Consider the following 25,515-nt stretch of genomic DNA (forward strand, 5'->3'; position numbering starts at 1 on the left):
TGATGGCAAATAGGTAAATACACACTAAGCGCCTTACTTGTGAACAAGCAACCAATACACAGCGATAATATCGAGCATATAGAAATGTTCTTAGATGCGTTATATCTGGAGCAGGGGAGTAGTGAGAATACGCTGTCTGCTTATCGCACGGATCTTGTTAAGTTCAGCGAGTTTATAGCGCCGCAAGCGCTGCTGGCAATTGATAGCACCGACGTAGAACACTATTTAGCTTATCGTGTAGACAAAGGCCTTAGTCCGCGTAGTACGGCACGTAGTATCAGTGCACTAAAGCGCTTTTATCAATATCAGGTGCAAGAAAAGCGTTTGCCCAGCTCTCCTATGGAAACCATATCTCGGCCTAAACCAAGCCAGTCCTTGCCTAAAACGCTAAGCGAAACAGACGTTGAAGCTCTCCTAGCAGCACCGGATTGTGATGAGGCGATGGGCCTTAGAGACCGCGCAATGTTAGAGCTTCTTTATGCTACAGGCCTGCGTGTCAGCGAGCTGATAGGCTTACGCATGGAGCATGTTAATCAGCGTCAGGCGGTGGTGTTTGTAAAGGGTAAGGGGAACAAAGAGCGTCTAGTGCCTATGGGGGAAGAGGCACTGTTGTGGCTAGAGCGTTATTTAAAGTACGCGCGCCCATCATTGGTTAAGCTCGCTACTGACTTTGTATTTGTCTCTAAGCGGGGCATTGGCATGACGCGGCAAACCTTTTGGCATCGCATTAAACACTATGCTATGTTGGCGAACATTAAATCAGATTTGTCCCCGCATACCCTACGTCATGCCTTTGCAACACATTTGTTGAATCATGGAGCTGACTTAAGGGTTGTACAAATGATGTTAGGGCACAGTGACTTGTCGACCACACAAATTTATACTCATGTGGCGAATGAAAGGTTAAAATCGGTCCATGCTGAACATCACCCCCGTGCCTAGGCAATAGATTAAATTGCTCAGGTGCTGGAATTTATTTGTATAAGCGCGGTCTAGTTTATTGTGCAAGAAGCAGTTAGAGATTTTATTATGAAAAAATTAGTTGTTGCGCTGGCGTTTGCTGGTGCCAGTGCCGGAGCGTTTGCTCAAGGTGTCAGTGTAGAGCCGCAAGACACCATGCAGCAGCAGGTGAGTGTGATCCAAAGCAAGCTGGCAGAGCTTGGGGTAAATGTAAAGCAAGTGCATCCCAGTCCGGTGCAAGGTTTACAGGAAGTGATCACCGATAAGGGCGTGTTTTATGCCAGTGCTGACGGCCGTTATCTTGTGCAAGGTACGATGATTGACCTTGTTAACCGTGAAAACTTAACAGAAAGTGCACTGAGTCATGTGCGCCTTGAAGGTGTAGCGCAATATCAAAACTCAATGATCACCTATAAAGCAGATAACGAAAAAGGCAAGATCACCGTCTTTACCGACATCACGTGTGGCTACTGCCGTAAGTTACACCGTGAGCTGGATGACTACCTAGATGCTGGCATTACCGTGCAATATTTGGCATTTCCGCGTGGCGGGTTACGTGGCTCTGGGTACACCGACCTGATGAATGTGTGGTGTGCTGATAACAAGCAAGAGGCACTGACGGAAGCAAAAGCAGGTGAAAAACCAGAAAAGATTGAAAACTGTAACGCACCGGTGGCAGAGCACTACCAATTAGGTCAAAGTTTTGGTATCAGCGGTACTCCAGCCATTATTTTATCTGATGGCAGCATGATCCCAGGTTATCAGCCTGCGGCTGCAATTAGCTCAGCGATTGATGAGTTAAATAATAACAAATCTTAATGTAGAATGGGCCGCATCTAACGACGGCCCTTTTTTTGGAGTTTGCCTTGCAGGCGCATACCACCATAATGGCTCGCCCGCGAGTCGATGACAGCCACCTAAGCGATAAGCTTCACCCCGTTATTCGTCAAATCTATGCCTCTCGTGGCGTCAATAGTAATGAGCAAATAGATAACCGTGCCAATACCTTGCACGATTTCCGGCTATTTAAAGACATTGAATTAGCAGCAGAAATACTCAGCGACAGTTTACAGCGCCAAGACAAGGTGCTGATTGTCGGAGACTTTGATGCCGATGGTGCCACCAGTACTGCCACCTTAATGCAAGGCTTGGGTATGTTTGGATTTAGTCAATTGGATTACCTGGTGCCGGACCGTTTTAACTTCGGCTATGGGCTAAGTGTGGAGTTGGCAGAGCATATTGTCGCCATGGCTCCTGATTTGGTGATCACCGTTGATAGTGGCATTTCGTGCTTAAAAGGTATCGAGCGCGTCAAGGCTGCCGACATTAAGGTTATTGTCACCGACCACCATTTACAAGGTGAACAATTACCCAACGCTGATGCCATTGTTAATCCCAATCGCCATGATTGTACTTTCCCATCAAAATCGATAGCCGGTGTTGGTGTGGCTTTTTATGTGCTTATCGCATTGCGCCATACGCTGCGGGAGCGTAGTTATTTTAATGAGCAGCGCCCTGAGCCGAATTTAGCCAACCTCCTCGATCTTGTTGCTCTTGGCACGGTTGCCGATGTGGTGGCGCTGGATGCGAATAATCGCACCTTGGTGCATCAAGGGCTGGCGCGCATCCGCAGTGGTAAGACTCGCCCCGGTATCGAAGCGCTGGTTGATGTAGCACGGCGCACGCAAGCGCGTTTAAGCGCCTCAGATTTTGGCTTTGCTCTAGCGCCACGGTTAAATGCGGCAGGTCGATTAGATGATATGAGCTTAGGCATTGCTTGTTTGCTATCACCGGATATTAATCACGCTCGGCGCATTGCCGGTGAACTGGATATGCTTAATGCGGAGCGCAAAGAAATAGAGCAGGGCATGCAACAAGAAGCGCAAGCTGCGCTGGCTAAACTCTCTTTAACAAGTGCGCAAACACCCGATGCGTTATGTCTGTACCAGTGCGATTGGCACCAAGGTGTTATTGGTATTCTCGCCGGGCGTTTAAAAGAGCACTATCACCGCCCCACGGCTATTTTTGCCGCCGGAGATAATGGCCTACTGAAAGGGTCTTGTCGTTCTATTGATGGCGTTCATATGCGTGATGTGTTGGCGCATATCGATGGTCAATACCCAGGGCTGATCGCTAAATTCGGCGGCCACGCCATGGCTGCGGGGTTAAGTATTGAGGAAGCGCGATTCAACGAGTTTCAACAAGCCTTTGTGCAAGAGATAGGTAAGGTGCTTACCGAAGAAGCGAAGGAGTGTATTTTACTCACTGATGGTGAACTACCCAGTGATTGTTTGAATATGGAGTTTGCTGAGTTGTTGCGTCAAAGTGGGCCTTTTGGTCAGCATTTTCCAGAGCCCATTTTTGAGCATACCTTTGAGTTGCTGCAACAGCGCGTTGTTGGTGATAAACACCTCAAGCTAGTGCTGCGCCATAGCAGCGGCCGAGTGCTTGATGCTATCGCTTTTAATGTCGATGTACGCGCTTGGCCTGATACCCAAGTGCGCTATGTGCACCTAGCTTACCAGCTCGATATTAATGAGTTTCGTGGCCAATTTTCTTTGCAGTTGATCGTTCGAGAACTGCAAAAACAATAGCCACAGCAAGTTGGCTTAGAGCAAATAAAATTAGATAAAATCATGTGAAAGCGCTAATAAATGCAGCAGTTTTTTGCTAAAATCGAGCGCTTTTATTGATGCGCCGAATTCTCAGTATACTTGAAGTGTAAATGCTTACATCAAGATGGCTTACGAGATAGACCTTGGCGCCACCATCATTTTGCGGAGTGACATGCATGTTTGAAGTGAATCCTGTGATTAATCAAATCAAGGAAATTCGCGAGCGCACAGAGCTTCTTCGGGGGTATCTTTGACTACGCTCTTAAGAAAGAGCGGTTAGAAGAAGTGAATGCTGAACTCGAAGACCCAGCAGTGTGGAATGAACCTGAAAAAGCCCAGGCTTTAGGTAAAGAAAAAGCCAGTCTTGAGGTGATTGTTGAGACTATCGGCAAGCTTGAAGACGGTACTGACGATGTCGAAGGGCTGGTGGAGCTGGCTGTTGAGGCCGAAGATCAAGAGACCTTCGAAGAAGCCCAAGCTGAACTTGAAGAACTTAATGCCCACCTTGAAAAACTCGAGTTCCGTCGTATGTTTAGTGGCGATCAAGACGCTAACGATGCGTACTTAGACTTGCAAGCGGGTTCGGGTGGTACAGAAGCACAAGATTGGTGCAACATGTTATTGCGCATGTACTTGCGTTGGGCCGAGGCGAAAGGCTTTAAGGCTGAAATCGTTGAAGCAACTGATGGCGATGTGGCGGGCATTAAAGGCGCCACAGTAAAAATTAGCGGTGAATATGCCTATGGCTGGCTGCGCACGGAAACAGGTGTGCACCGTTTAGTCCGTAAGAGTCCTTTCGATTCTGGCGGACGCCGCCATACCTCGTTTGCCTCAGCGTTTGTTTACCCAGAGATTGACGACAATATCGAAATCGATATCAATCCAGCCGATTTACGCATTGATGTATATCGGGCTTCGGGGGCTGGGGGTCAGCACGTTAACCGGACAGAGTCAGCGGTGCGAATTACCCACTTGCCAACCAATACCGTGGTACAGTGCCAAAATGACCGCTCGCAGCACAAAAACAAAGACCAAGCGATGAAACAGTTAAAAGCAAAACTGTTTGAGCTGGAGTTGAAAAAGCAAAACGCTGAGAAGCAAGCGCAAGAAGAAGCAAAGTCAGACATCGGTTGGGGCTCGCAAATTCGCTCCTACGTACTCGATGACTCACGCATTAAAGATTTGCGCACCGGTGTTGAGAACCGCAATACCCAAGCGGTACTCGATGGAGACCTTGATAAATTTATTGAAGCAAGCCTTAAATCAGGCCTGTAATGTAACGCCAAACCAATAGAGCTAGAAAATGACAGATCAAATTCAAGACGAAAATAAACTAATTGCTGAGCGTCGTGCCAAGCTCGACGCCATTCGCGAAAACTGCAGTGCTAACGGCCACCCAAATGGTTTCCGTCGAAAACATTATACTGCTGATCTTCAAGCCGAGTTTGGCGATAAGTCGAAAGAAGAATTAGTTGAGCTTGATCATCAGGTGGCCGTGGCTGGGCGTATTCTTGCTAAGCGTGGTCCATTTATGGTGTTGCAAGATATGAAAGGTCGCGTACAAGCCTACGCTTCAAAAGATGTACAAAAAGATCTTAAAGCTAAATATGGGCAACTAGATATCGGCGATATTATTGGCGTTGCTGGACCTTTGCATAAATCAGGCAAGGGTGACCTCTATGTTGATATGCATGAGTACGAGTTACTGACTAAGTCTTTACGTCCGTTGCCAGAGAAATTTCATGGCTTATCTGATCAGGAAACCAAATATCGCCAGCGTTACGTTGACTTGATCACCAACATGGATACGCGTGAGACTTTCCGCGTTCGCTCGAAGATCATAGAGGGGATCCGCCGCTTCTTGGCTGAGCGTGATTTTATGGAAGTAGAAACCCCTATGCTGCAGGTCATCCCTGGTGGTGCAACAGCGCGCCCGTTTGTGACTCATCACAACGCGTTAGACATTGATATGTATTTGCGTATCGCTCCTGAGCTTTACTTAAAGCGTTTGGTCGTCGGTGGTTTTGACCGGGTATTTGAGATTAACCGCAACTTCCGTAACGAAGGGTTATCAACACGCCATAATCCTGAATTTACCATGATCGAGTTCTATCAGGCCTATGCTGATTACAATGATCTAATGAACTTGACCGAAGATATGCTGCGCACCGTAGCGCAAGACGTGTTGGGTACCACCACTATCGTCAATACCACTAAGAATGACGAAGGTGAAGTCATCGACAGTGTAGAATATGACTTTGGTCAGCCATTTACGCGTTTGAGCATGGCCGATGCAATCATCAAGTACAACCCTGATTTTGACGCTCAGGTATTTGCAGACCCTGAAAATCACCTAGAGCAGTTGATTGCCTATGCCAAGCAAGTTCATGTCAAGATCCCTGACAACTGTGTATGGGGCGCGGGCAAGTACATGTGTGAAATCTTTGAAGAAACAGCCGAACACCAGTTGATTCAACCGACCTTCATTACCGAATACCCATGGGAAGTTTCACCATTGGCACGTCGTAACGATGCTAACCCATTCGTTACCGACCGGTTTGAGTTCTTCGTCGGTGGACGTGAATTAGCCAACGGCTTCTCTGAGCTTAATGACGCTGAAGACCAAGCCGCACGTTTTGCTCGCCAAGTTGAAGAAAAAGATGCCGGTGATGATGAAGCCATGCACTTCGATGATGACTATATTCGTGCACTTGAATATGGTTTGCCACCGACAGCAGGTGAGGGCATCGGTATTGATCGTCTAGTTATGTTGTTTACTGACTCGCCGACGATTAAAGATGTTATTTTGTTCCCGCATATGCGCCCTGAACAAGAGTAACAACTTAAATTGTTTAAAAAACGCGGCCTTAGTGCCGCGTTTTTTGTACCTCTTGTGTGCGATATGTCTCAAAAAGTCCCTCGTCTCCTCGCAAATGAGTCCCTGTTTTCTGTATTGTTGTTTTTTAAGCTTATGATATATATGGTTTTTTAATTTCAGCTTTAATTAAGCTGTGATTTGCCACGCTATTATTTGTAAGTCCTTAGGCTAATATTTAGGCGTAGTCGATGCGCTAAATAAAATTAAAAGGGAGTGTGGCAAATGGAAAACGACGATTTTTTACCAGAAATTCCAGTGGATAAGAAGCGCCAAGCTTATTACCGCGAGTGTATTCGCGAGTTTGAATTACTCGGATATCGCGACCAGTTTCTACGCGAAATTAGCGAGGATTTAGAAGCCGTCGAGAGAATGCAGAGTGATAAGCCAACAAGCGATCAATAGTGCTTATTTTTAGATGTTTAACGCCCCAAAAATGGCCCTTAAGGGTCATTTTTTATGCCTTTTTAGCGGTTGTGGGCAAAGTCTGAGCAGATGGATTGATTTTGCTATAAAAGTGTTTGACATATTTGCTCAGACCTTTATTATACGCCCCACAAAGACGGAGAGGTGGCCGAGTGGCTGAAGGCGCTCCCCTGCTAAGGGAGTATAGGGTTTGTAGCCCTATCGAGGGTTCGAATCCCTCCTTCTCCGCCATTTATTTTAAATGGCTTTCTTTGTTTATAGATACGGACGCATAGCTCAGCTGGATAGAGTACCTGGCTACGAACCAGGCGGTCGGAGGTTCGAATCCTCCTGCGTCCGCCATCTTCCTTCAAGATGGTCTAATATCTATAAATCACTTTTATGTACCGGACGCATAGCTCAGCTGGATAGAGTACCTGGCTACGAACCAGGCGGTCGGAGGTTCGAATCCTCCTGCGTCCGCCATCATTTAAGTGATAAATTCAGAACGTGAGTTCACATATATAACGGACGCATAGCTCAGCTGGGTGAAGAGAAACCAAAGCAACGCTTTGCAGTTCGATAAACGCGAGTCAGGACGACGAGCCGGAACCCTGCTACAGGATGTACTAGGGCAATAAAACATATAACGGACGCATAGCTCAGCTGGATAGAGTACCTGGCTACGAACCAGGCGGTCGGAGGTTCGAATCCTCCTGCGTCCGCCACTTCATTTAGAGAGAAGTGATAACAAACCAACGAAAGTTGGTTTTTTTATGTCTGAAATTTGATGTAAGCATACGGATGCGAACCACCGAGGTTCGTTGATTACCAATTCTGGCCTGCACCCGCCACTTCCTTTAAAGAGAAGTGATAAAAACCAATGAAAGTTGGTTTTTTATGTCTGAGGTATAACCTCTACTCTTTACTTGATAGTTAAACCAGCTCAACTATTTATCCATCGGTTTATCTCACGTCGTAGGTCAGACTTCAGTCTGACAATTTTGCCATCCTGCACCCGCCGTTTCCTTTAAAGAGAAGTGATGATAAACCAACGCAAGTTGGTTTTTTTATGCCTGAAATATTACCTCTACTCTTTACTTGATAGTTAAACCAGCTCAGCTATTTATCTATCGGCTTATCTCACGATGTAGGTCAGACTTCAGTCTGACTACTTCGTCGTCCTGCACCTTTTCCTGCTTTTATCTACCTTTTGTCTCACTGCGAAAATAGCGCTAGCTGGGATTGTGCTCTTGGCTGTTTGTCTCCTACCTATGCCAATAATACAGCTTCGCTCCAAAGTTACTGCCTAGAGCAGGTTACAGCCCGTTCGCTTTGCTACGTTAAAGCTAAGTTGGAATCATTAATCATCGACGATGCATTGTTAAAAAAGGAATAAAGTATTCCTTTTTGTTGTTTGTTTTTATAATATTTTGATAGGATGAATTTAAGCCATTTATTTAACCTGTGACGGTTGCGCCCAATCGGCGCGCTATCAAGGTTATGCGGAGCATAACAATGACAAAAACCCCGGTATCGATAGTGTGTGCGTTAGTTTTAGGTTGTACCTTAGGTGCAGGGCACAGTGTTGCCCAGCAAAGTGTTGCCCAACAAAGCAATTACGCCCCTTTTGTAAGTGATGTGCCCTTAGTTCAGCAACCTATGCTTAATCCTGAATTTTGGTTGCAACGCCAAAGTGACAGTAAACCGCTGATGTCGCAGTCGCAAATTCAAGCCTTCAATCGCAGTCTCATCAATAATAACCCTTACATTATCGACCCCCTAGCGATGCCTGATACGCTCTCTGCTAAGGCGTTACGCAGTTATATCCGTAACACCAGTAGTACGCCTTCAAGTCCTCGCTTTTATGTTGATGGCAAGCAACTTGATCGGGCCGACCTTGCGCGTTATCACGCAAACACCAATATTGATGCTGTGACTGATAGTAACCCGGTGCGCTTTGGACTGATTGTTGAGCGCACCTCCTTGCGTACCTTCCCAACCGCCGATAGGGTGCTAAACAGTGAAATGGATGCCGACTTAGACCGCTTTCAAGAAACCGGGGCGTTTCCGGCGGAGCCTGTCGCTATATTGCATGAAAGTGCTGATGGTCAGTGGTATTTGGTGGCGGCTTATAACTATACCGCTTGGGTCAAACGATCCGCAGTGGCGGTAGGTAATAAGAACCGTATCCGTACCTTCACTCAAGCTGATGACTTTATCGTAGTGACCGGTGATAAAATAGAAACCACTTATGTTCCTAATGAACCGCGTGTTTCCGAGGTACAATTGGATATGGGTGTGCGCTTGCCGCTAGCCCCTAAAGAGCAGGTTAAACACCTAACCCATGGGCAAAATAGCTTTGCTAGTTATATTGTGATGTTGCCTGTGCGCAATGACGATGGCACCTTGAGTTTTGCTCAAGGCTTGATACCGCGCAGTGCCGATGTGCATTTAGGTTATTTGCCGCTCACTGCGCACCATTTAATAGCTCAAGGGTTTAAGTTCTTAGGTGAGCGCTACGGCTGGGGGCATGACTATAATGCCCGTGACTGTACCGGCTTTGTCGGTGAAATTTATAAGTCCTTTGGCGTGTGGATGCCGCGTAATTCATCGTGGCAGGGTAAAACCGATTACGGCCACAACTGGCGTTTTGATAAAGACAGCACAGAGGCACAAAAGCGCGAGGTTATCGCGCAAATGCAGGTGGGCGACCTTATTTACATCCCTGGCCATGTGATGATGTACATTGGTTCATACCAAGGCCAACCTTATGTCATTCATGATGTGAAGGGTCTAGGTTATATCCAGCAAAATGGTGAGTTTTACGATGGCGAGCTCAATGGCGTGTCGGTAACGCCCCTATTACCCTTGCACCTAAATAGCACCACTTCTTACCTTGAGCGCACCTATGCGATTAAGCGCATTGCTCAAGGAGCAGAGCAATGATCATTCAGTCTGTGCGTTTTGCACGCTTATCGGTGCCATTGCATACGCCATTTAAAACGGCGCTGCGCACGGTGACGCATATTGATGACCTAGTGCTGATTATTGACACTCGATGTGGCCGCCGAGGTTATGGTAGTGCACCCTCAACGCCTGTTATCACCGGCGACACCCATCAATCGATACTAAGTGTCATCGAGCAGGTCCTTCAACATCAGCTTATTGGCCAGCACATACAAGATATCAATCGCTTATGTGATGACCTAGCGGGGGCAGTGGTGGGTAATTATTCCGCCAAAGCGGCGTGTGAAATCGCCCTCTATGATTTATGGAGCCAAAGTTTAGGTGTGCCGCTTTATCAGGCTCTGGGAGGACACCAAAGTGAGCTGAAAACCGACGTCACCATCAGCGTAGATAGCATAGATAAAATGCTCAGCGACTGTGATAAGGCACTGAGCAACGGTTTTGATGTGCTTAAAATTAAAATTGGCAACGAGCTTGAGCAAGACATTAAGCGGGTACAAGCCATCGCTGCTCATGTCGATAGCAAAGCATCTTTACGGTTAGATGTGAATCAAGGCTGGGATGCCAAGCAAAGCGTGCGTGCACTGCAAGCAATTGAAAGCCAAGGTATTGTACTGGAATTGGTCGAGCAGCCCGTGCCAACTCATGATATTGATGGCCTGTGCTACATCAGTGAGCGCGTGCAATCGAAGATTATGGCCGACGAAAGCGCCTTTTCTGCTAAACAAGTGTTTACCCTACTTGAGCGCGGCGCCGTTGATATCATTAATATTAAATTGATGAAAAGTGGCGGTTTAAGCCGTGCAATTCGCATTGGTGAGGTTGCCGCAACTTATGACTGCCCGTGCATGATTGGTTGTATGCTAGAGGGCAGCATTGCGGTGTCGGCAGCGGCTCACCTGGCTGCAGCAAGGACACGGCAAATTAGTCTCATTGATTTAGATGGTCCGGCTCTGGGGCAATATGATCCCATCCAAGGTGGGGCGACGTTTTCGGGCCCTGTGATCAGCCTTAATCAAACAGCCGGGCTTGGTATAGCGGCGATAGACGGCCTTATCGAACTAGCTGATGGAGTATGGCAATGAATAACACATTACTAAGCTTGCTACTGCTAATAAGTACCTTAATGAGCGGTGGCGCTGCATCAAAGCCACAACCCATTGCACTGTACAACCAGCAATTGGTGGTGGTGGTAACTGACTCATGGACCGATATACAAGGCGACATGCTCTTATTTGAGCGCGGCGAACAAAAGCGCTGGCAGAGGGTGGGCGAGTCCAGTGCTGTGGTCATTGGTCGTACTGGATTGGCCTGGGGTCTAGGTCTGCACCCCGCACAACCAGGTCAACAAAAAGTCGAAGGCGATGGCAAAGCACCCGCCGGGATATTTGCTTTAGGTGAGGCCTTTGGTTACTTACCGTCGCTGAAAACCGGGCTTGAATACCAGGCCATGGATGCCGGCGATTACTGTATAGATGTTAAAGGCTCGCCCTATTATAACCAGATGGTCAATACGCGCGAGGTGGGGAGTCAGGCCGTTGAAGGCTCATCTGAAGCCATGCGTCGAGATATACATAGCCAAGATGAGCTATACAAAAAAGGCGTTATCGTCGCGCATAACCCCGACAATATAGATGGGGCCGGCAGTTGTATCTTTATGCATTTATGGCGTGCCGCAGATAAGCCCACAGCAGGGTGTACGGCAATGGACGAGGCGGATATGGACCGTTTACTAGCCTGGCTCGATAAACGCAAACATCCGCTGATGGTGATTCTACCGCGAGTGGAATATGCTCTCAAACGTGCACACTGGCAGCTGCCAGCACTGCCACGATAGGCGTATACGGTTATGAATGCGCATTATCAACCTCTGGATTGGCTGGTCTTTGCCGCCTATGCCTTACTTATCGGTGCCACCGCTTGGTGGTTTAACCGCAAAAAAGCCACCACTAGCTCAGAGTATTTTCTCGGTGGCAATGCGATGCCTACATGGATGGTGGCTGTCTCGGTGTTGGCCACCTCGCAGTCGGCGGCGACCTTTATCGGCGGTCCGGACCAAGGTTATCAGGGGGATTTATCCTATTTAGCGACTAACATTGGCGCCTTTATCGCCGCTATCATTGTTGCCAAGGTGCTGATCCCGCGCTTTTATCGCTACCGAGTGTATACCGTGTACGAGTTGCTGGAGCAGCAAATTGGCCCCAAAGCCAAACGCAGTGCGGGCATAATGTATTTATTTGGACGTGTGTTTGCCAGTGGCGCGCGGCTGTATATGGCGGCCATTGCCGTGGCGATGATTCTTTATGGCAATATTGCCGCTAGCAGCGTGATCATGGCCACCTTAGTGCTGGTTTTGGTGGGCCTGCTGTACACCGTGTTTGGCGGTATTCGTACGGTGATCTACTCAGATGTGATCCAATGTGCCGTTTACACCGGCGCCGCTCTGTGCGTTATTGTGAGTTTATGGCTGGCGATCCCGGCCGACTTCAGCACCGTGATTGAAGCGTTGCAAAACCCCGCACCCGGGCAGCCTTCGAAGCTAGCACTGCTAAAGTTTGAACTCGATTTTAGTGCCAGCGGGGTATTTAATATATGGTCGGTGTTTACTGGCTTTGTGCTGCTCAATATTGCCGCCTTTGGTCTCGACCAAGATATGACTCAGCGGGTGCTCACCTGTAAAGACGCTAAATCAGGTAGTCGTGCTATGTTATTGTCCATCGCTTTGGTGATCCCGGTGATGTTGCTGTTTATTATTATTGGTTTGCTGTTGTTTGTTTTCTACCAACGCCCAGACATTATGGCGCAAGGGGTGGCTAGCCAAGGCGTGGAGCAGTTCCAAGGTGAGAAAATCACGGTGTTTATGCACTATGTACTTAACGAGATCCCCGCAGGTGTGAGGGGGTTGGTTACCATAGGTATTATTGCGGCGGCCATTTCTACGTTGAACTCTGGGCTAAGCTCAATGGCATCGGTATTAGTGCAAGATTTATATAAACCTTGGCGGCAAAAGCGCAACCCAGATCAACACGATAGTCACTATGTGGTGGCCGGACGCTGGGCCATGTTAGTGGTGTCTCTGGCGCTGGGAGGGATGGCGGTTATTTGCTATTTTTGGCAGCAATACTCGCAAATGCCGTTATTAAAATTTGCCCTCAGCGTCATGGTATTCTCTTATTCCGGATTATTAGGGGTGTACATTAATTCGGTGTTTTTCCATCGCGGCAGCGAGTCATCGGTATTAGCGGCACTGGTTATTGGCTTTGTCGCCACCTTATTGATGCAGCCTTATGTGCAAGCGGCGCTATTGCCAAGCGCTTGGCACTTTAACCTCGGATTTACTTGGCAGTTGTGTTTAGGCACCTTACTTGCCACGTTAGTGTGTGCTTTAGGTCGCCCCAATAGGCGGAGCAGCCATGAATAATTATGTGTTAGCCGTTGATGGCGGCGGCAGTAAAACCGCCCTAGCAGTATTTAATCGCAATGGCGAAGTGATTGCTTCTGAACAAGGTGCAGGGAGCTCATTGAGTTACGATTTACAGTTGAGCTGTGAGCGTATGATGCAGCAAGTGGCAAGCATTATGAACACTACAGCCATACCGGCGCACCATACCCAGTGTATAATAGGTGTTGCTGGCGCTGGGAATCCGTATAATCGAGCCGCATTGCTGCAGCGTTTAGAGACATTCGCTTTTGCTGATACCTGTGTGACCTCGGATGCCGTGACCGCAGCCCTGGGCGCTAATTTAGGTGCGCCGGTGGCTTGTGTGGCATTAGGGACCGGCTCGGTGGGAGCGCGTTTGGATAGCCATGGCCAGTTACAGCTCGTCGGCGGCTGGGGATTTACACTGGGCGATGGTGGCAGCGGAGCGCGATTAGGGGCCATGGCGGTTCAAGCACTGATGCAGGCAGTAGACAGGCAGCAGTCGCTACGTGGGCTGATAGCCACTATAGCTAACGAGGTGGGGCAGACCCGGGCCGAAATCAGTGCCTGGGTGCGCCAAGCCACAGCCAAGGAGTTTGCCACACTCAGCGAGCGAGTATGGCCGCACGCTAATCATTGCCCCATTGCTACCCAGATCCTTGCTCGGCATAAAAGCGCGGTGCTGCAACTTATTGCTGATACTCGCCAAGATACTGAGCTTCCGGTGATGTTACTGGGTGGACTGGCAGACAAAAGCAGGCAGTTACTAAGCGACAGCGAACAACGAATTATTATGCCAGCGCGCGGCAATGCCTTAGATGGCGCCTGGGTGATGGCAACACAGAATATACAAGTGGAATAACTACATGAGTTTACTGGATGATCAACGATCGAAATTATTACATGAGCTAAATAGCATCGTGTCCGAAGGGCAAAACCCTGAGACCCTCGATATCGATTTATTAGCGACAGACGATATCTTGTATAAGCTCAATGATGAAGACCACAAGGTTGCGCCAGCAGTGCGCGCTATTATCCCGGATATTGCTAAAGCCGTGGATGCGATTGTGCATGCCTTTAGCAAAGGGGCGCGGCTGATCTACATTGGTGCGGGCACCAGCGGTCGGTTAGGTATTCTTGATGCATCCGAATGTCCGCCGACATTCAGTGTTGACCCAACCCAAGTGGTGGGCATTATTGCTGGTGGCGCCAAAGCGATTCAAACCGCTGTCGAAGGAGCCGAGGATAATGCCGAGCAAGCCATCGCCGACCTTAAAGCGCATAACCTGTGCGCCGACGATGTGTTAGTGGGTATTGCCGCCAGTGGCCGTACCCCCTATGTGGTATCGGCACTGAATTATGCCCGGCAATTGGGGTGTGTGACGGCGGGGATCAGCTGCTCCCCCAATGCCCCAGTCCTTGAAGCCGCACAGATCCCATTGGGGGCAATCGTAGGCCCAGAAGCGCTTGCCGGTTCGACTCGATTGAAATCAGGCTCGGCACAAAAGCTCATTCTTAACATGTTAACGACAGCCAGTATGATCCGCAGCGGCAAAGTGTATCGCAACCTGATGGTCGATGTTAATGCCAGTAATGACAAGCTTAAAGCGCGCGCGGTACGCATTGTCATGCAGGCGACAGAGTGCACCGCAGAGCAGGCAGCTGAAGCTTTGATGCGCAGCGAGCACAGCGCCAAACTCGCGATTTTGATGCTGCTCAGCGGCGTTGATGCGCGCCAAGGTAAAAGCATGCTAGCCAAGCAACAAGGCTTTTTACGTGCCGCCGTACAAGGTAAAGATCATGATTAGAGTGTTGGCGCTGATACTAGCCTGCACCTTTGCACTTGTGGGCTGCGCGCAGACACACAAGGAGGACGGCGCAATTCGCGTGGGCGCTGAACAATACGGCAAATATGCTCCCTTACTTGCAGGCAAGCGTGTTGGCCTGGTGGTCAATCAAACCTCGCGGGTACAAGGCAGCCACTTGGTTGACTTTTTGCTGGCGCAGCAGGTGAATGTAACCACTATTTTCGCGCCTGAGCACGGCTTTCGTGGCGATCATGATGCCGGAGCCCATGTGCAATCTGGCGTAGATGCACGTACCGGTATCCCCATCGTTTCCATTTATGGCGCCAATAAGCAGCCTGCTGCGCAAGAGATGGCAGATATCGACGTGGTGGTGTTTGATATTCAAGATGTCGGGGTGCGATTTTACACCTATATCAGCTCCATGCACTATATGATGCAGGCCAGTGCTGATGCGGGGGCTGAGTTTATTGTTTTAGACCGGCCAAATCCGAATATTGCCTATGTTGATGGGCCCATTCTTGACCCTGACTTTCGCTCCTTTGTGGGTATGCATCCCATTCCCATTTTACATGGTATGACTGTGGGCGAGTTAGCACAGATGATTTTAGGAGAGGGCTGGCTGAACAGTGATGCGCAGCTAGAGCTTAGTGTGGTGCCGGTGGCGCACTATAATCGCACTATGAAGTATTCGTTGCCCCTCAAGCCGAGTCCTAATTTGCCAAACGACCAAGCCGTTGGCTTGTATCCATCATTGTGCTTTTTCGAGGCGACCCCGGTGAGCATCGGCCGAGGCACCGACTTCCCATTTCAAGTGATGGGCCATGACAGTGTCGCATTAGGCGATTTCGCTTTTCGACCCCGCAGCATTGTTGGCGCGGCGGCATCACCGAAGTTACAGGGTCAGCTCGTCAAAGGCGTCGACTTGCGACAAAGCTCTGTGCGTGGTTTGGATTTGACTTGGTTGATTAGCGCTCAGCGGCAATTTGCGCAAGCACAGCAGGTGCTATTTACCCGCCCTGACTTTATGGACAAGCTCGCAGGTACCGATAAGTTGCGTCAGGCCATTACTGAGGGACACAGTAGCGAACAAATAAAGCAAAGTTGGCAGCAACCCTTACAGCAGTTTAAACGCCAGCGTGCTCCATACCTACTTTATCCTTGAATTTATTGCATATTCATTGAATTGTTGTACCTTTTTTAGGTTGGGCATGATACACAGTTGTCGGCAAACAATAACAAGGGATCAATCATGCCTAAACGCTTTCTATTGTTCATGGCCGCCGTTACCACGGCGCCCGTGTTCGCGGCGCAATGTGATTTGGCTGGGCCGCAGTCACCGCGCGATATTAACCTTAGCGAGGGAAGGAATCCGGTGCATTTTGCATCAGCTCCTAACTATAATGAGCTCAACCTTTGTAATATCCATTTTCATAAAAATGCTGAGCATCGCGCCGCAGCCTTTTCGGTGAGCGCTCACTCTAGCCCAACGAATACTGGCTATCAGTGTCAATTGAGTAAAGCGCTTGCTGAGCACGAAAAAAAGCCATTGCTTACGCCGGCCTGTCATAATCTACAAAGTGGCGATACCATTGAGGTGCATTGGGTATATAGTTCGGCGCGGGTTTCCCCAGGGCCAGGCTTGGGTAGTTGCGTCAGTACCGCTAGCGCGAACCCCGATTTGCGCGTTGAAGCCCAAGTATTCACCTTGGTGAATGACACCGGCGCCTTAAACTTTACTGAGATGACGCGCATCGTCCAGCGTCACGGCCGTTACCAGAGCAATGAAATTCCACACGACAGTGGCGAGCCGGTGCGCTACCTCGGGTCCACCACAGGGCCCAGTTATTCGCAACAGCAATGCTCGCCTTATCAGGTCAGTTGGTCGGTGCGTCCGGATTGTCGCAAGCTTGATATTCATAGCTTGGCTAAGTGGTGTGAGGACAATCCCTTTAACGAGCATCAGGCGCACGGGGTGCGCCAACTCGTGATTGATGCGCAGCAGTTGTCAACGATTGATGATTAACTTTCGCGGAACGCTTTAACCACATCGTTAGAGTGTTCCAGCAACTTACGCCCTGGACGTGTGGCTTGCGTCAATGCGATAAAGACAATATCGATAACAAAGTCTTGCGCGGTACGCGCCAAAATCGACGATAACCGAATAGATTCTTCCTCAGCGACGGAGTAAAGATTAACGGTGGCGCAATCGGCCACTGGGTTGGCGCCAAACTTAGTGACGGCGATCACCGGGCAGCCATTGGCTTTGGCCTGACTGGCTGCTTCTGCTACTTCGCGGGTTTTCCCAGACTCACTGATGGCGACGACTAAATCGTCTTTGCCTAGGGTTGATACGTAGGCCAGCTGTGCATGACCATCAGCATCGGCGATAGCGGCAATGCCGAGCTTTTGCAATTTAAAGGCAAAGTCTTTGGCCACCAATGCCGAGCCACCGAGGCCACATAAAGCCACACGCTTTGCGTTTTTTAACAAGCTGACCGCTTGCTCAACCGCTTCAGCCTCATTGAGGTTTTTAGTTTCACTCAGGACCGCCATTTTACTGCTGAGCAGCTTTTCTGCTATTTGCTCTAGGCTATCATTTAGGGTGATTTTACCGTGCAGCTTGGGTGCGGGTGTCTCGGTATTTAGGGCATCAATTACCGCGAGCTTAAAGGCCGGAAAGCCTTTATAGCCGAGCTTTTGAGCAAACTTCACAACGCTGGACTGACTAACACCAACCACCTTGGCCAGTTCAATAGAAGAGAGATCGCGAATGGCATTAGCAGAATTAAGGGTAAAGTCTGCTAATTTTGCTTCGCTGCTAGAAAACGATTTACGCAGTGCTTTGATTTTTACAAATGTCGACATAAGAAGGTACTTTATTGTTAGATTATATTGGTGCAAATGAGCGCTTATGGGCTCATCGAATGCACACTTACAACGACGTTAATTACAGTGTAACCCGATATTCCTACACAAAGGAATAAATAATTTGATATACACTAGTACCTATATCTTTACTTTGACAACCGTAAAAACGGCCATAACCGAACATAATTTCAATCTTTGAATATTATTTTTGTCTATTTTTAATTGAGTGAAATAAAATATTATTATACTGTGGTCATTATTTGTATTAACCCAGTGCCTAAGAACAGGCGTGCAGCAACAACATAATGTAGGCTGATATGAATTTTCGATACTTTGATACGCCAATGCGAACCTGCTTACTGCTGCTAATGTGCATGGCTTCCCTTAGTTGCGTTAACCACTACCCCATGAAGCCGTCACACAATTATTCAAAACGCATTAAGTTTTTGGTGATGCATTATACCGCCATTGATTATCAAAAGTCGGAGCGGGTGCTGGTTGATGAAGGCGGGCTCAGTGCCCATTATCTGGTGCCACAACGTGGCGATGCGAGTTATCAACGCAGTGAACTTGAAGTGGTGCAGTTGGTGGCTGAGCAAGATAGAGCTTGGCATGCCGGTAACAGCTTTTGGCAAGGTCGCAGCGATTTAAACGATCATTCCATTGGTATTGAAGTGGTCAATGTACCGCGCTGTGCTGCGGCTGAACGCACCGCCAAGGCCGCAGCGGGGCAGGAGCAAAAGCTGTGCTTGTATCCCGACTACGACCCACAACAGGTGCAGTTATTGATTGCCCTGAGCCAAGATATTCTTGCCCGTAATCCGGATATTGGACCAACGCAAGTTGTCGGTCACTCCGATATTGCGCCTGGGCGCAAAAGTGACCCAGGCCCGCGCTTCCCTTGGTATCAATTATATAAAGCCGGCGTTGGCGCTTGGTACAAACAAGCGGATGTCGAGCATTATTGGCAGCACTTCAGTACCGCAGCGCCGACGACCGCCTTGATGCAGCAAGCACTGCGTGATTATGGCTATGGTATTGACGTTAGCGGCCAGCTGGATAGAAAAACGGTAGCAGTTATCAAAGCCTTCCAGGCTCACTTTCTGCCGTGGCAGGTGCATGGCCAAGCAGATGGCAAAACGGCAGCGGTGTTGTTTGCCTTATTACACCGCTATAAGCCGGATAAAGCCCAAGCACGTTTTCGTGACTATCAGGCCTTGAATACCAAGCAGCCAGCAGCCAGTAAACCTTTGGGTCATGAGCAGCTATTGGCGAGCTATCCCGCAAAGGCGCTGAGCTCGCGAAAAGATGTTAACAACAAGTACCGCTTTAAGGCGTACCAAGGCCGTGGCGAGATCATTATTGATAATGTGAATGCCGTTGCTGCTGAGCTTGTCGTCAATGGTCAAACTCTGAATATCGCAAAGCCGCTAACGGCGGACAGTCAATACCGTTATTCGCTTAGTAAGCGCACCCGCACCGGGGTGAACAGTTTGTATATTAAGTCAGTAACACCTGAAGATGCGCAACTGCATATTCGTATTCCCGCGCCGGTGTTAACGCAGCGCCCGACACCTAAACGTTTCGAACAGGTTGACGCGCTGATTAATGCTGAAATTGAGCAAGGGTTTCCAGGAGCTGTGTTGGCGGTTGTGCACCAAGGAGAGTTGGTTAAGCTTTCGGCTTACGGTGATGCGCGTAAATATCATGATGGCGGCGAGATGATGGCCACACCGCAGCCCATGCAAACCGATACCTTGTTTGATATTGCCTCGAACACGAAAATGTTTGCCACCAACCTGGCGTTGATGCATTTGGTGTCGCAAGGGCACTTGGATGTCTCATTACCGGTGAGTTTTTATTTGCCCGAATATCGCGGTCAAGGGCGCGAGTTACGGCTAGTCAGTGATTTACTTGAGCACAGCGCTGGCTACCCCGCCGTGGTGGACTTTCACCGTCGTGATAACCAGCTTGGCGAGCAATTCTATTCGACTAGTAGCGACTGGACCAAGCAGCTTATTGTCCAAGGAGTGCCTTTCACGGCGATGCGCAAGCAACGCCACCTGTACAGTGATATTGACTATATGTTGCTAGGTTTGCTGGTGGAACGTATCAGCGGTATGCCCTTAGATGCATATGTTGAAAGCCGGCTCTATGCGCCCCTTGGGATCACCTCAATGATGTTTAACCCGCTGCAAAAAGGAGTGTTAGCACAGCGTATTGCAGCCACCGAAATTCAGGGAAATACGCGGGGTGGGCGGGTGCATTTCGAGGGCGTGCGCGAGTATGTATTACAGGGTGAGGTGCATGATGAAAAAGCTTTCTATTCACTTGCTGGGGTCGCAGGCCATGCTGGGCTATTCGCAGATGCCAAAAGCCTAGCGCAATTGTGCCAGCTACTGCTTAATCGCGGTACTTACGGTGAAAAACAGCTATTTACTGCGTCGGTACTGGATCAGTTTACAAAACCGAGCGTGAACGACGAAAGCTATGGCTTGGGTTGGCGCCGTGCGGGAAATGGCGCGCGTAAATGGCACTTTGGCCCTTATGCCAGTGCGCAAGCATACGGACACACTGGCTGGACAGGCACAGTTACGGTTATCGACCCAGAGTATGATTTAGCCATAGTGCTACTGACCAACGCCCGGCATAGCCCGGTGATGGGCACTGAGCAGCAGTATCAATTTGTGGGTAAACAGTTTGAGACCGGTCAATATGGTTCGGTGGTCACTCGCGTTTACGAGGCTATACTTGGATTGTAGTGAACTTCAACGACTAACACAGGATGCCCCTGCCAGGGCACCTGACCCAAATGGCATCGTTTAGGTGCCATTTTCTTTTTCCGCCAGTGCTGCAGTCATTTGCTAATTCAATGCATTCGTTATTAAATAACTGGCCAATTATTTTACTTACCCAAGGAAGAGACATGCCGATTAGGATTGCATGTAAGTCCAGTCCATTCGCTATTTATGAGCAGCGTGAGCGGGAGATAGGATGACTAAACTTTCACACTGGCTGTTATTTATGTTGCCGCTGTTCGCGCATGGCGCAGAGCTGCGCCCCTTTGCCACTGATGGTTGTAGCTTGTTCCCCGATGGTACCCTAACAAACAGCGTTAAGTGGCAGCATTGTTGTATTAGCCATGACTTGGCCTATTGGCAAGGTGGAACTCAGACGCAGCGCGATGCCGCCGATGCCGCATTAGCGCAGTGTGTGCGCGATTTAGATGAGCCTGCAATCGCTACCTTGATGCATATCGGTGTTCAGATCGGTGGTGGGCCACTTTATCCAACTTGGTATCGCTGGGGCTATGGCTGGCCTTATGCTCGCAGCTATGGAGCATTAACGATTGACGAACAGCAGCAGGTGCAAAAGCGATTGGCAGAGTTAGTGCCTGACTCACTACCTAAAGCTCCCTCCGATGAGGAGCGACCATGACAGAAAAATTCGCACGGCACTTGGGGATTGTTCTGGGCGCTCTGTATGGCCTCGGCTTTCGGCTGTTATGGGAAGTAGAAGCGCTACAATCACTGGGTAGTTTAGTGACCCTGTCGTTTATGTTCTTAGTCCCTTTTGTGATCGGGTTTATTCGTATTTATTGTCAATGTAGAGTCACTCCCTCGCTGTCTTATACGAAAATGATTACCTTAGCGTGGCAGCCTATTTTTGTATTTTTAGTGGTCAGTGTCGTGACCTTACTGGAAGGCAGTATTTGCGTGGCCATGGCGTTACCCGCGTTTATGTTATGCGCGAGCCTAGGCGGGTTGGCGGCAGGTTTATGTGTGCGCTTGATGCATCGTAAAAAGCGTGGCGCCTTATTCAGCATCGTTGTTTTACCTGTGATTGTTGCCCCGCTAGAGTTGCACTTTTTAACTAGTTCAGCCACCTATGTGATTGAAGACAGTATTGATATTAACGCCCCAGCAACAGCGGTTTGGCGACAACTGGCAACGGTATCAACGATTGAGAGTAATGAGTTACCCACCACCTTCGCATCGCTCATTGGCGTACCTAAGCCAATCGCCGCAGATATGTCTGGTCAAGGTGTGGGAGCTGTGCGTACCAGTCACTGGCAAAAGCAGGTGCAATTTAATGAAGTGATCACTTCATGGGTCGAAAATCAGCAAATGACCTATCGTTTTGATATTGATCCAGAGCGTATCCCTGATAACGCCTTGGATAAGCATGTAAAACTTGGTGGCAAGTACTTTGCCCCACTTGATGGTGGTTATTTTATAGAAGTACTTGATAGTAAAAGAAGTCGTTTAACGTTACGAACTCGCGTTGAAGATAACACTCATTTTGGCCTGTATTCGCGCCTATGGGGAGAAGTCATTTTTCATGATTTTCATACTTCATTGCTACAGCTTATGAAAACCAGAGCGCAAGCTGATGTTGCTGAACAGCAAAGCTAAAAAAAGCGCCGCAAGCGGCGCTTTAAGTGGTTGCTGGGGGGAGCTTAGAACTCGACTTTGACCGACAGTTGAACTCTTCGAGGGCTATAGTATTGGCGCGGCTCGGCGAAGTTTTCGTCATCAAAATAGGGATTGTTGTTATACCCAGTTTGACGGTCAAAAACATTGAAAATATCGGCGCGAAATTGCATCGCCACATCGTTATACACCGTGAATTCTTGAGTGTAATTGAGGTCTAACTGCCAATGACTGGCGCTACGGCGACTGCCAGCGGGCTCGGCATAGCGGCTGGTATCGCTAGCATAACCGTAGGGGGTGCCATGCCACTTTTCCCAAGGCTTACCGGATTGAAACACAAAGTAGGCACCGACGTTCGCATCCCAAGGGGTGGTGTAATAGCCGTAGACTTTGAATAGGTGTGGTTTATCTCCGGCTAGGGTGCCATAGCGGTAGTCCCAAGGGTAACGGCCGCGACCGTCACCATAAAATGACGAACCGACGAAGTTATTGGCATCGTTGGTCGCTGTGGTGTTGTCTTGGTCAAAATTACCGTAGTAATGACTCCACACATAGGAGGCGTTGACATAGGTGTTATCGCCCATGTATTCAGCTTCAAGACTGGCTTCCCAGTATTTGGTTTCGCCTCCGGGTACTTCGGCGATAACATAAGAAGAGCCACCAATTTCCTCGCGAATGGCATCGAGGTTATCAATGAAGAGTCCTTGCTCGGCGATATCGGCAGGAATACCTGGCACATCAAGGCCACTGTAATCGGTTAATCTGGCGTTATTGGGCATATCTTCCCAAAAGTGCATGCCTCGGCGGTGACGCACATGGGCGCGTACTACCAAGTCACTGCCAATGTATTTGGTTGTGCCCACGGTGAGCTCATTAATACGCCGTGGTTTTAAGCCTTTCTCGAACGCTTTACCTGATGAGCCACCGCGTGGCTCTGCATAAATAATATTGCCATTGCTATCGAATTCGATTTCTTGCTCGCCACGGGTATTACGGTCCCACGATGCAGCACGAGCCAGTGAGCTGGTATCGGGGTTATACATGGCAAAGTTGGCAAATACCGAGTCTTCGCCTGCATAGTGCCACGTGACGCCGAGGCGGGGTTGCACCATATCGGCCCAGTCGGTCTGGTACATTTGATATTTATTACCCGGGGCTAATTCATACCCAGAAACCGTTCCTGACTTTGCTCTTAACCCTTGGCCATAGTAGGTATCTTGGCTGAACATAACGCCAATGTTGTAGGTCCAATCGCCGATTTCAATGGTATCGTTAATTTCAAAGTTAAGGGTTTCGGTGCTCGAGATAATAGATGGCACCGTATCGCCTTGGTTATCAACGAGGCTCATTTGCTCAACGAAGGCGCGGTAAATCACCGGTGTGCTACTGCCTTGTTCTAAGCTTTCGTCCAAGCCGCCAACGTATTCAATACGGCCCCAGCCGTTTGACAAGCGTGTGAGCACTTCCTCACCTTCAGACCATTGGCCACCAAAGTGCAGAGTGTGATAGCTGTCGCCCCAACTAAATTCATGGTCGAGGGCGAGCTCGAAGGAGTCGCGGTAGAAGTCTTGACTATCATAGCGATAATACGCACCAACACCGCCGCCGCCTTTTTTGACACCATTTTCGCTGTATCCATATTGTTCAATAAGCGTATTCGCAGCGCTATTAAAAGCGGCTATTTGCTCTGCGGTGTAGCCTGAGTCAGCATCCAACGGTGTGGGTACACTAAAGTAACCCATTTGCTCAAGATTATTGATATCGAGTTGCGCCGATAGCGAAGGCTGCACGCTAAGCTCTGTATCAGGGCGTGAGCCGCTTTCTAGCTCAAACTTACTGTATTGGAACGAGAGTGTGGTGGCCGAGCCGACCAGCCACGAGCCATCAACAGTGAAAATATCTTGGTCGGTTTGCCCGCCCACCGAGACGCTGTCGGCTTCAAACTGACCGATGGAGTCGCCCTCAAGGGTTTTCTCTGACATCCGCTGCGAGATATTAAACAGCAAGTCGTCAGTAGGGGCCCAGGTCAGCTTACCAAAGTACTCATCGCGCACGCTCTTATAATTTTTTACCTCGCCATAAGCAGTGCCCTTGTTGCTGCGCTCTTCCTCCGGGCGGTAGTAAGAAGTGTAGAAATACAGCGTATCTTCAATCAGCGGGCCGCCTAGGCTTGCAGTCAGCCAGCTTTTATCGAGCTCATAACTTTCCTCACCAACAGGGCTCGCCACGAGGCTTTTAGGCTGCACTTTATATTCTACGCCGCCGCGAAATTCGTCGGTGCCAGATTTGGACACGGTATTGATAGCAAAGCCTCCGGAGCGGTTAAAATCCACAGCCTTAGCACCGCCGCGATCCATGGTTACGTACTCAATATCATGCGTCGAGGGCTCGGAGGCGAGGTTGCCGAACATCGGCAATGAGACATTGACGCCGTCAAAACCATAAGAGTTATCGACCCCAGACCCGCCAGCTGAGGGGCCAAGGATGGAGTTTTCAGAAAGCTCAACACCGGGGACCAATTTCAGTAGATCGCGATAATCTTGGCCGATGGGGACGCCTTCAATGGCGCTTTCTCCTAAGGAGTTGGTCAACGATGAATTACCCTGGCGGTATAGCCGACTGCCAGTAACGGTGATCACTTCGGTGTTGCTGCCGGTCATGCTCAGCGCCACATCTACCTTTGAGGTTTGCTCCAAGAGCACTTGTACCGTCATACGCTGACTGGCACCGTCTTTATTGGTAAAGGTTAGCTCGTAAGTGCCCGGTTTGAGTTGCGGGAGGTCATAGCTACCATCTGCTCGGGTTACGGCTCGTCGCGGTTTCGGCATGACGTTACTGGTGGCGATGACCGTGACTCCGGCCATGGATTGGTCGGTTTGCTCGGCAATCACCTTGCCTTTGATGCCACCGGTGAGCGCCGCCAGCGCTGGGGCGCTAACAAAGGCTGCAGCGATTAAAGTGGAGGTGAGTGCCGTTTTTGGTGCGCGCAGCGCCAGGCCAGTAGCCTGTGTTAACGCGCTAAGGCTAAACCCGGATGTGATCTGTTTCATTGTATCCCCGTCCTTATAATAAATTATTTATCGGTTGGACTTTTTACCCTGTGATGTATAAGAGCAACGTCAAATGTTGCTTAACTATTAAACAAGTGTTGCTATCATTA

At 49.1% G+C, this 25,515-nt stretch carries 19 protein-coding genes and 4 tRNA genes; 21 read left to right on the top strand and 2 right to left on the bottom strand.

Going from position 1 to position 25,515, the window contains the following annotated elements; translation table 11 throughout:
- Positions 1 to 39 precede the first annotated feature (39 nt).
- The 18 genes from xerD to W04_RS09520 all read left to right on the top strand — a co-directional run bounded on the left by xerD (position 40) and on the right by W04_RS09520 (position 17,077).
- Positions 40 to 942, top strand: coding sequence for a site-specific tyrosine recombinase XerD (gene xerD, locus W04_RS09435; protein WP_022943332.1), 903 nt, complete (start codon positions 40 to 42; stop codon positions 940 to 942).
- Positions 943 to 1,029: 87 nt separating this feature from the next.
- Entirely contained in the window at positions 1,030 to 1,779 is a 750-nt protein-coding gene (gene dsbC, locus W04_RS09440; RefSeq protein ID WP_022943331.1) for a bifunctional protein-disulfide isomerase/oxidoreductase DsbC, read from the top strand.
- Between the two features lie 68 nt (positions 1,780 to 1,847).
- Positions 1,848 to 3,554 (top strand): single-stranded-DNA-specific exonuclease RecJ, encoded by a 1,707-nt coding sequence (gene recJ / locus W04_RS09445; protein ID WP_053910652.1) that lies wholly within the window; start codon positions 1,848 to 1,850, stop codon positions 3,552 to 3,554.
- Between the two features lie 197 nt (positions 3,555 to 3,751).
- Positions 3,752 to 4,850 (top strand): peptide chain release factor 2 gene (gene prfB / locus W04_RS09450; protein WP_100229275.1). Its coding sequence is split into 2 segments (ribosomal slippage): positions 3,752 to 3,826 and positions 3,828 to 4,850, totalling 1,098 coding nucleotides; the frame shifts between segments, so codons are not numbered across the junction.
- 28 nt (positions 4,851 to 4,878) lie between these two features.
- On the top strand, positions 4,879 to 6,414 hold the full coding sequence (gene lysS / locus W04_RS09455; protein WP_053910653.1) for a lysine--tRNA ligase: 1,536 nt from the start codon (positions 4,879 to 4,881) through the stop codon (positions 6,412 to 6,414).
- A 261-nt stretch (positions 6,415 to 6,675) separates the two neighbouring features.
- Positions 6,676 to 6,855 (top strand): hypothetical protein, encoded by a 180-nt coding sequence (locus W04_RS09460; protein ID WP_022943327.1) that lies wholly within the window; start codon positions 6,676 to 6,678, stop codon positions 6,853 to 6,855.
- Positions 6,856 to 7,014: 159 nt separating this feature from the next.
- Positions 7,015 to 7,107: transfer RNA gene (locus W04_RS09465), tRNA-Ser, on the top strand.
- A 34-nt stretch (positions 7,108 to 7,141) separates the two neighbouring features.
- Positions 7,142 to 7,218 (top strand) — tRNA-Arg (locus tag W04_RS09470).
- A gap of 46 nt (positions 7,219 to 7,264) precedes the next feature.
- Positions 7,265 to 7,341: transfer RNA gene (locus W04_RS09475), tRNA-Arg, on the top strand.
- 165 nt (positions 7,342 to 7,506) lie between these two features.
- Positions 7,507 to 7,583, top strand: a tRNA-Arg gene (locus W04_RS09480).
- 790 nt (positions 7,584 to 8,373) lie between these two features.
- On the top strand, positions 8,374 to 9,804 hold the full coding sequence (locus W04_RS09485; protein WP_053910654.1) for an SH3 domain-containing protein: 1,431 nt from the start codon (positions 8,374 to 8,376) through the stop codon (positions 9,802 to 9,804).
- On the top strand, positions 9,801 to 10,910 hold the full coding sequence (locus W04_RS09490) for a dipeptide epimerase (protein WP_053910655.1): 1,110 nt from the start codon (positions 9,801 to 9,803) through the stop codon (positions 10,908 to 10,910). The genes W04_RS09485 and W04_RS09490 overlap by 4 nt, the downstream gene beginning before the upstream one ends.
- Complete coding sequence (locus W04_RS09495) at positions 10,907 to 11,662, top strand: L,D-transpeptidase (RefSeq protein ID WP_231658101.1); 756 nt, start codon at positions 10,907 to 10,909, stop codon at positions 11,660 to 11,662. Before W04_RS09490 ends, W04_RS09495 begins: the two co-directional genes overlap by 4 nt.
- A gap of 12 nt (positions 11,663 to 11,674) precedes the next feature.
- A complete protein-coding gene (locus tag W04_RS09500; protein WP_053910657.1) occupies positions 11,675 to 13,246 on the top strand; it encodes a sodium:solute symporter in 1,572 nt (523 codons plus the stop codon).
- A complete protein-coding gene (locus W04_RS09505) occupies positions 13,239 to 14,108 on the top strand; it encodes a BadF/BadG/BcrA/BcrD ATPase family protein (RefSeq protein WP_053910658.1) in 870 nt (289 codons plus the stop codon). The genes W04_RS09500 and W04_RS09505 overlap by 8 nt, the downstream gene beginning before the upstream one ends.
- A gap of 4 nt (positions 14,109 to 14,112) precedes the next feature.
- Positions 14,113 to 15,054, top strand: a complete 942-nt coding sequence (gene murQ / locus W04_RS09510) for an N-acetylmuramic acid 6-phosphate etherase (protein ID WP_053910659.1) — start codon at positions 14,113 to 14,115, stop codon at positions 15,052 to 15,054.
- On the top strand, positions 15,047 to 16,216 hold the full coding sequence (locus W04_RS09515; protein ID WP_053910660.1) for an exo-beta-N-acetylmuramidase NamZ domain-containing protein: 1,170 nt from the start codon (positions 15,047 to 15,049) through the stop codon (positions 16,214 to 16,216). The genes murQ and W04_RS09515 overlap by 8 nt, the downstream gene beginning before the upstream one ends.
- 87 nt (positions 16,217 to 16,303) lie before the next feature.
- A complete protein-coding gene (locus W04_RS09520) occupies positions 16,304 to 17,077 on the top strand; it encodes a delta-class carbonic anhydrase (protein ID WP_053910661.1) in 774 nt (257 codons plus the stop codon).
- On the opposite strand, the gene W04_RS09525 is transcribed toward W04_RS09520, so the two are convergent.
- Positions 17,074 to 17,919, bottom strand: coding sequence for a MurR/RpiR family transcriptional regulator (locus W04_RS09525; RefSeq protein ID WP_022946440.1), 846 nt, complete (start codon positions 17,917 to 17,919; stop codon positions 17,074 to 17,076). The genes W04_RS09520 and W04_RS09525 overlap by 4 nt on opposite strands.
- A 320-nt stretch (positions 17,920 to 18,239) precedes the next feature.
- On the opposite strand from W04_RS09525, the gene pbp4b reads away from it, so the two are divergent.
- From pbp4b to W04_RS09540, 3 genes are all read left to right on the top strand, one after another.
- Positions 18,240 to 20,684, top strand: a complete 2,445-nt coding sequence (gene pbp4b / locus W04_RS09530) for a penicillin binding protein PBP4B (RefSeq protein WP_053910662.1) — start codon at positions 18,240 to 18,242, stop codon at positions 20,682 to 20,684.
- A gap of 232 nt (positions 20,685 to 20,916) precedes the next feature.
- Complete coding sequence (locus W04_RS09535) at positions 20,917 to 21,360, top strand: FAD-binding oxidoreductase (protein WP_157576377.1); 444 nt, start codon at positions 20,917 to 20,919, stop codon at positions 21,358 to 21,360.
- The gene (locus W04_RS09540; protein WP_053910663.1) at positions 21,357 to 22,337 is read left to right on the top strand and encodes an SRPBCC family protein; all 981 of its coding nucleotides are present in this window, start codon (positions 21,357 to 21,359) and stop codon (positions 22,335 to 22,337) included. Before W04_RS09535 ends, W04_RS09540 begins: the two co-directional genes overlap by 4 nt.
- A gap of 44 nt (positions 22,338 to 22,381) precedes the next feature.
- Here the strand turns inward: W04_RS09540 and W04_RS09545 are convergent, their stop codons facing one another.
- Positions 22,382 to 25,405 (bottom strand): TonB-dependent receptor, encoded by a 3,024-nt coding sequence (locus W04_RS09545; RefSeq protein WP_053910664.1) that lies wholly within the window; start codon positions 25,403 to 25,405, stop codon positions 22,382 to 22,384.
- Between the last annotated feature and the right edge of the window lie 110 nt (positions 25,406 to 25,515).

Source organism: Pseudoalteromonas sp. SW0106-04, from assembly GCF_001293805.1.
In the GTDB taxonomy this organism is placed as follows: Bacteria; Pseudomonadota; Gammaproteobacteria; order Enterobacterales; family Alteromonadaceae; genus Pseudoalteromonas; species Pseudoalteromonas ruthenica.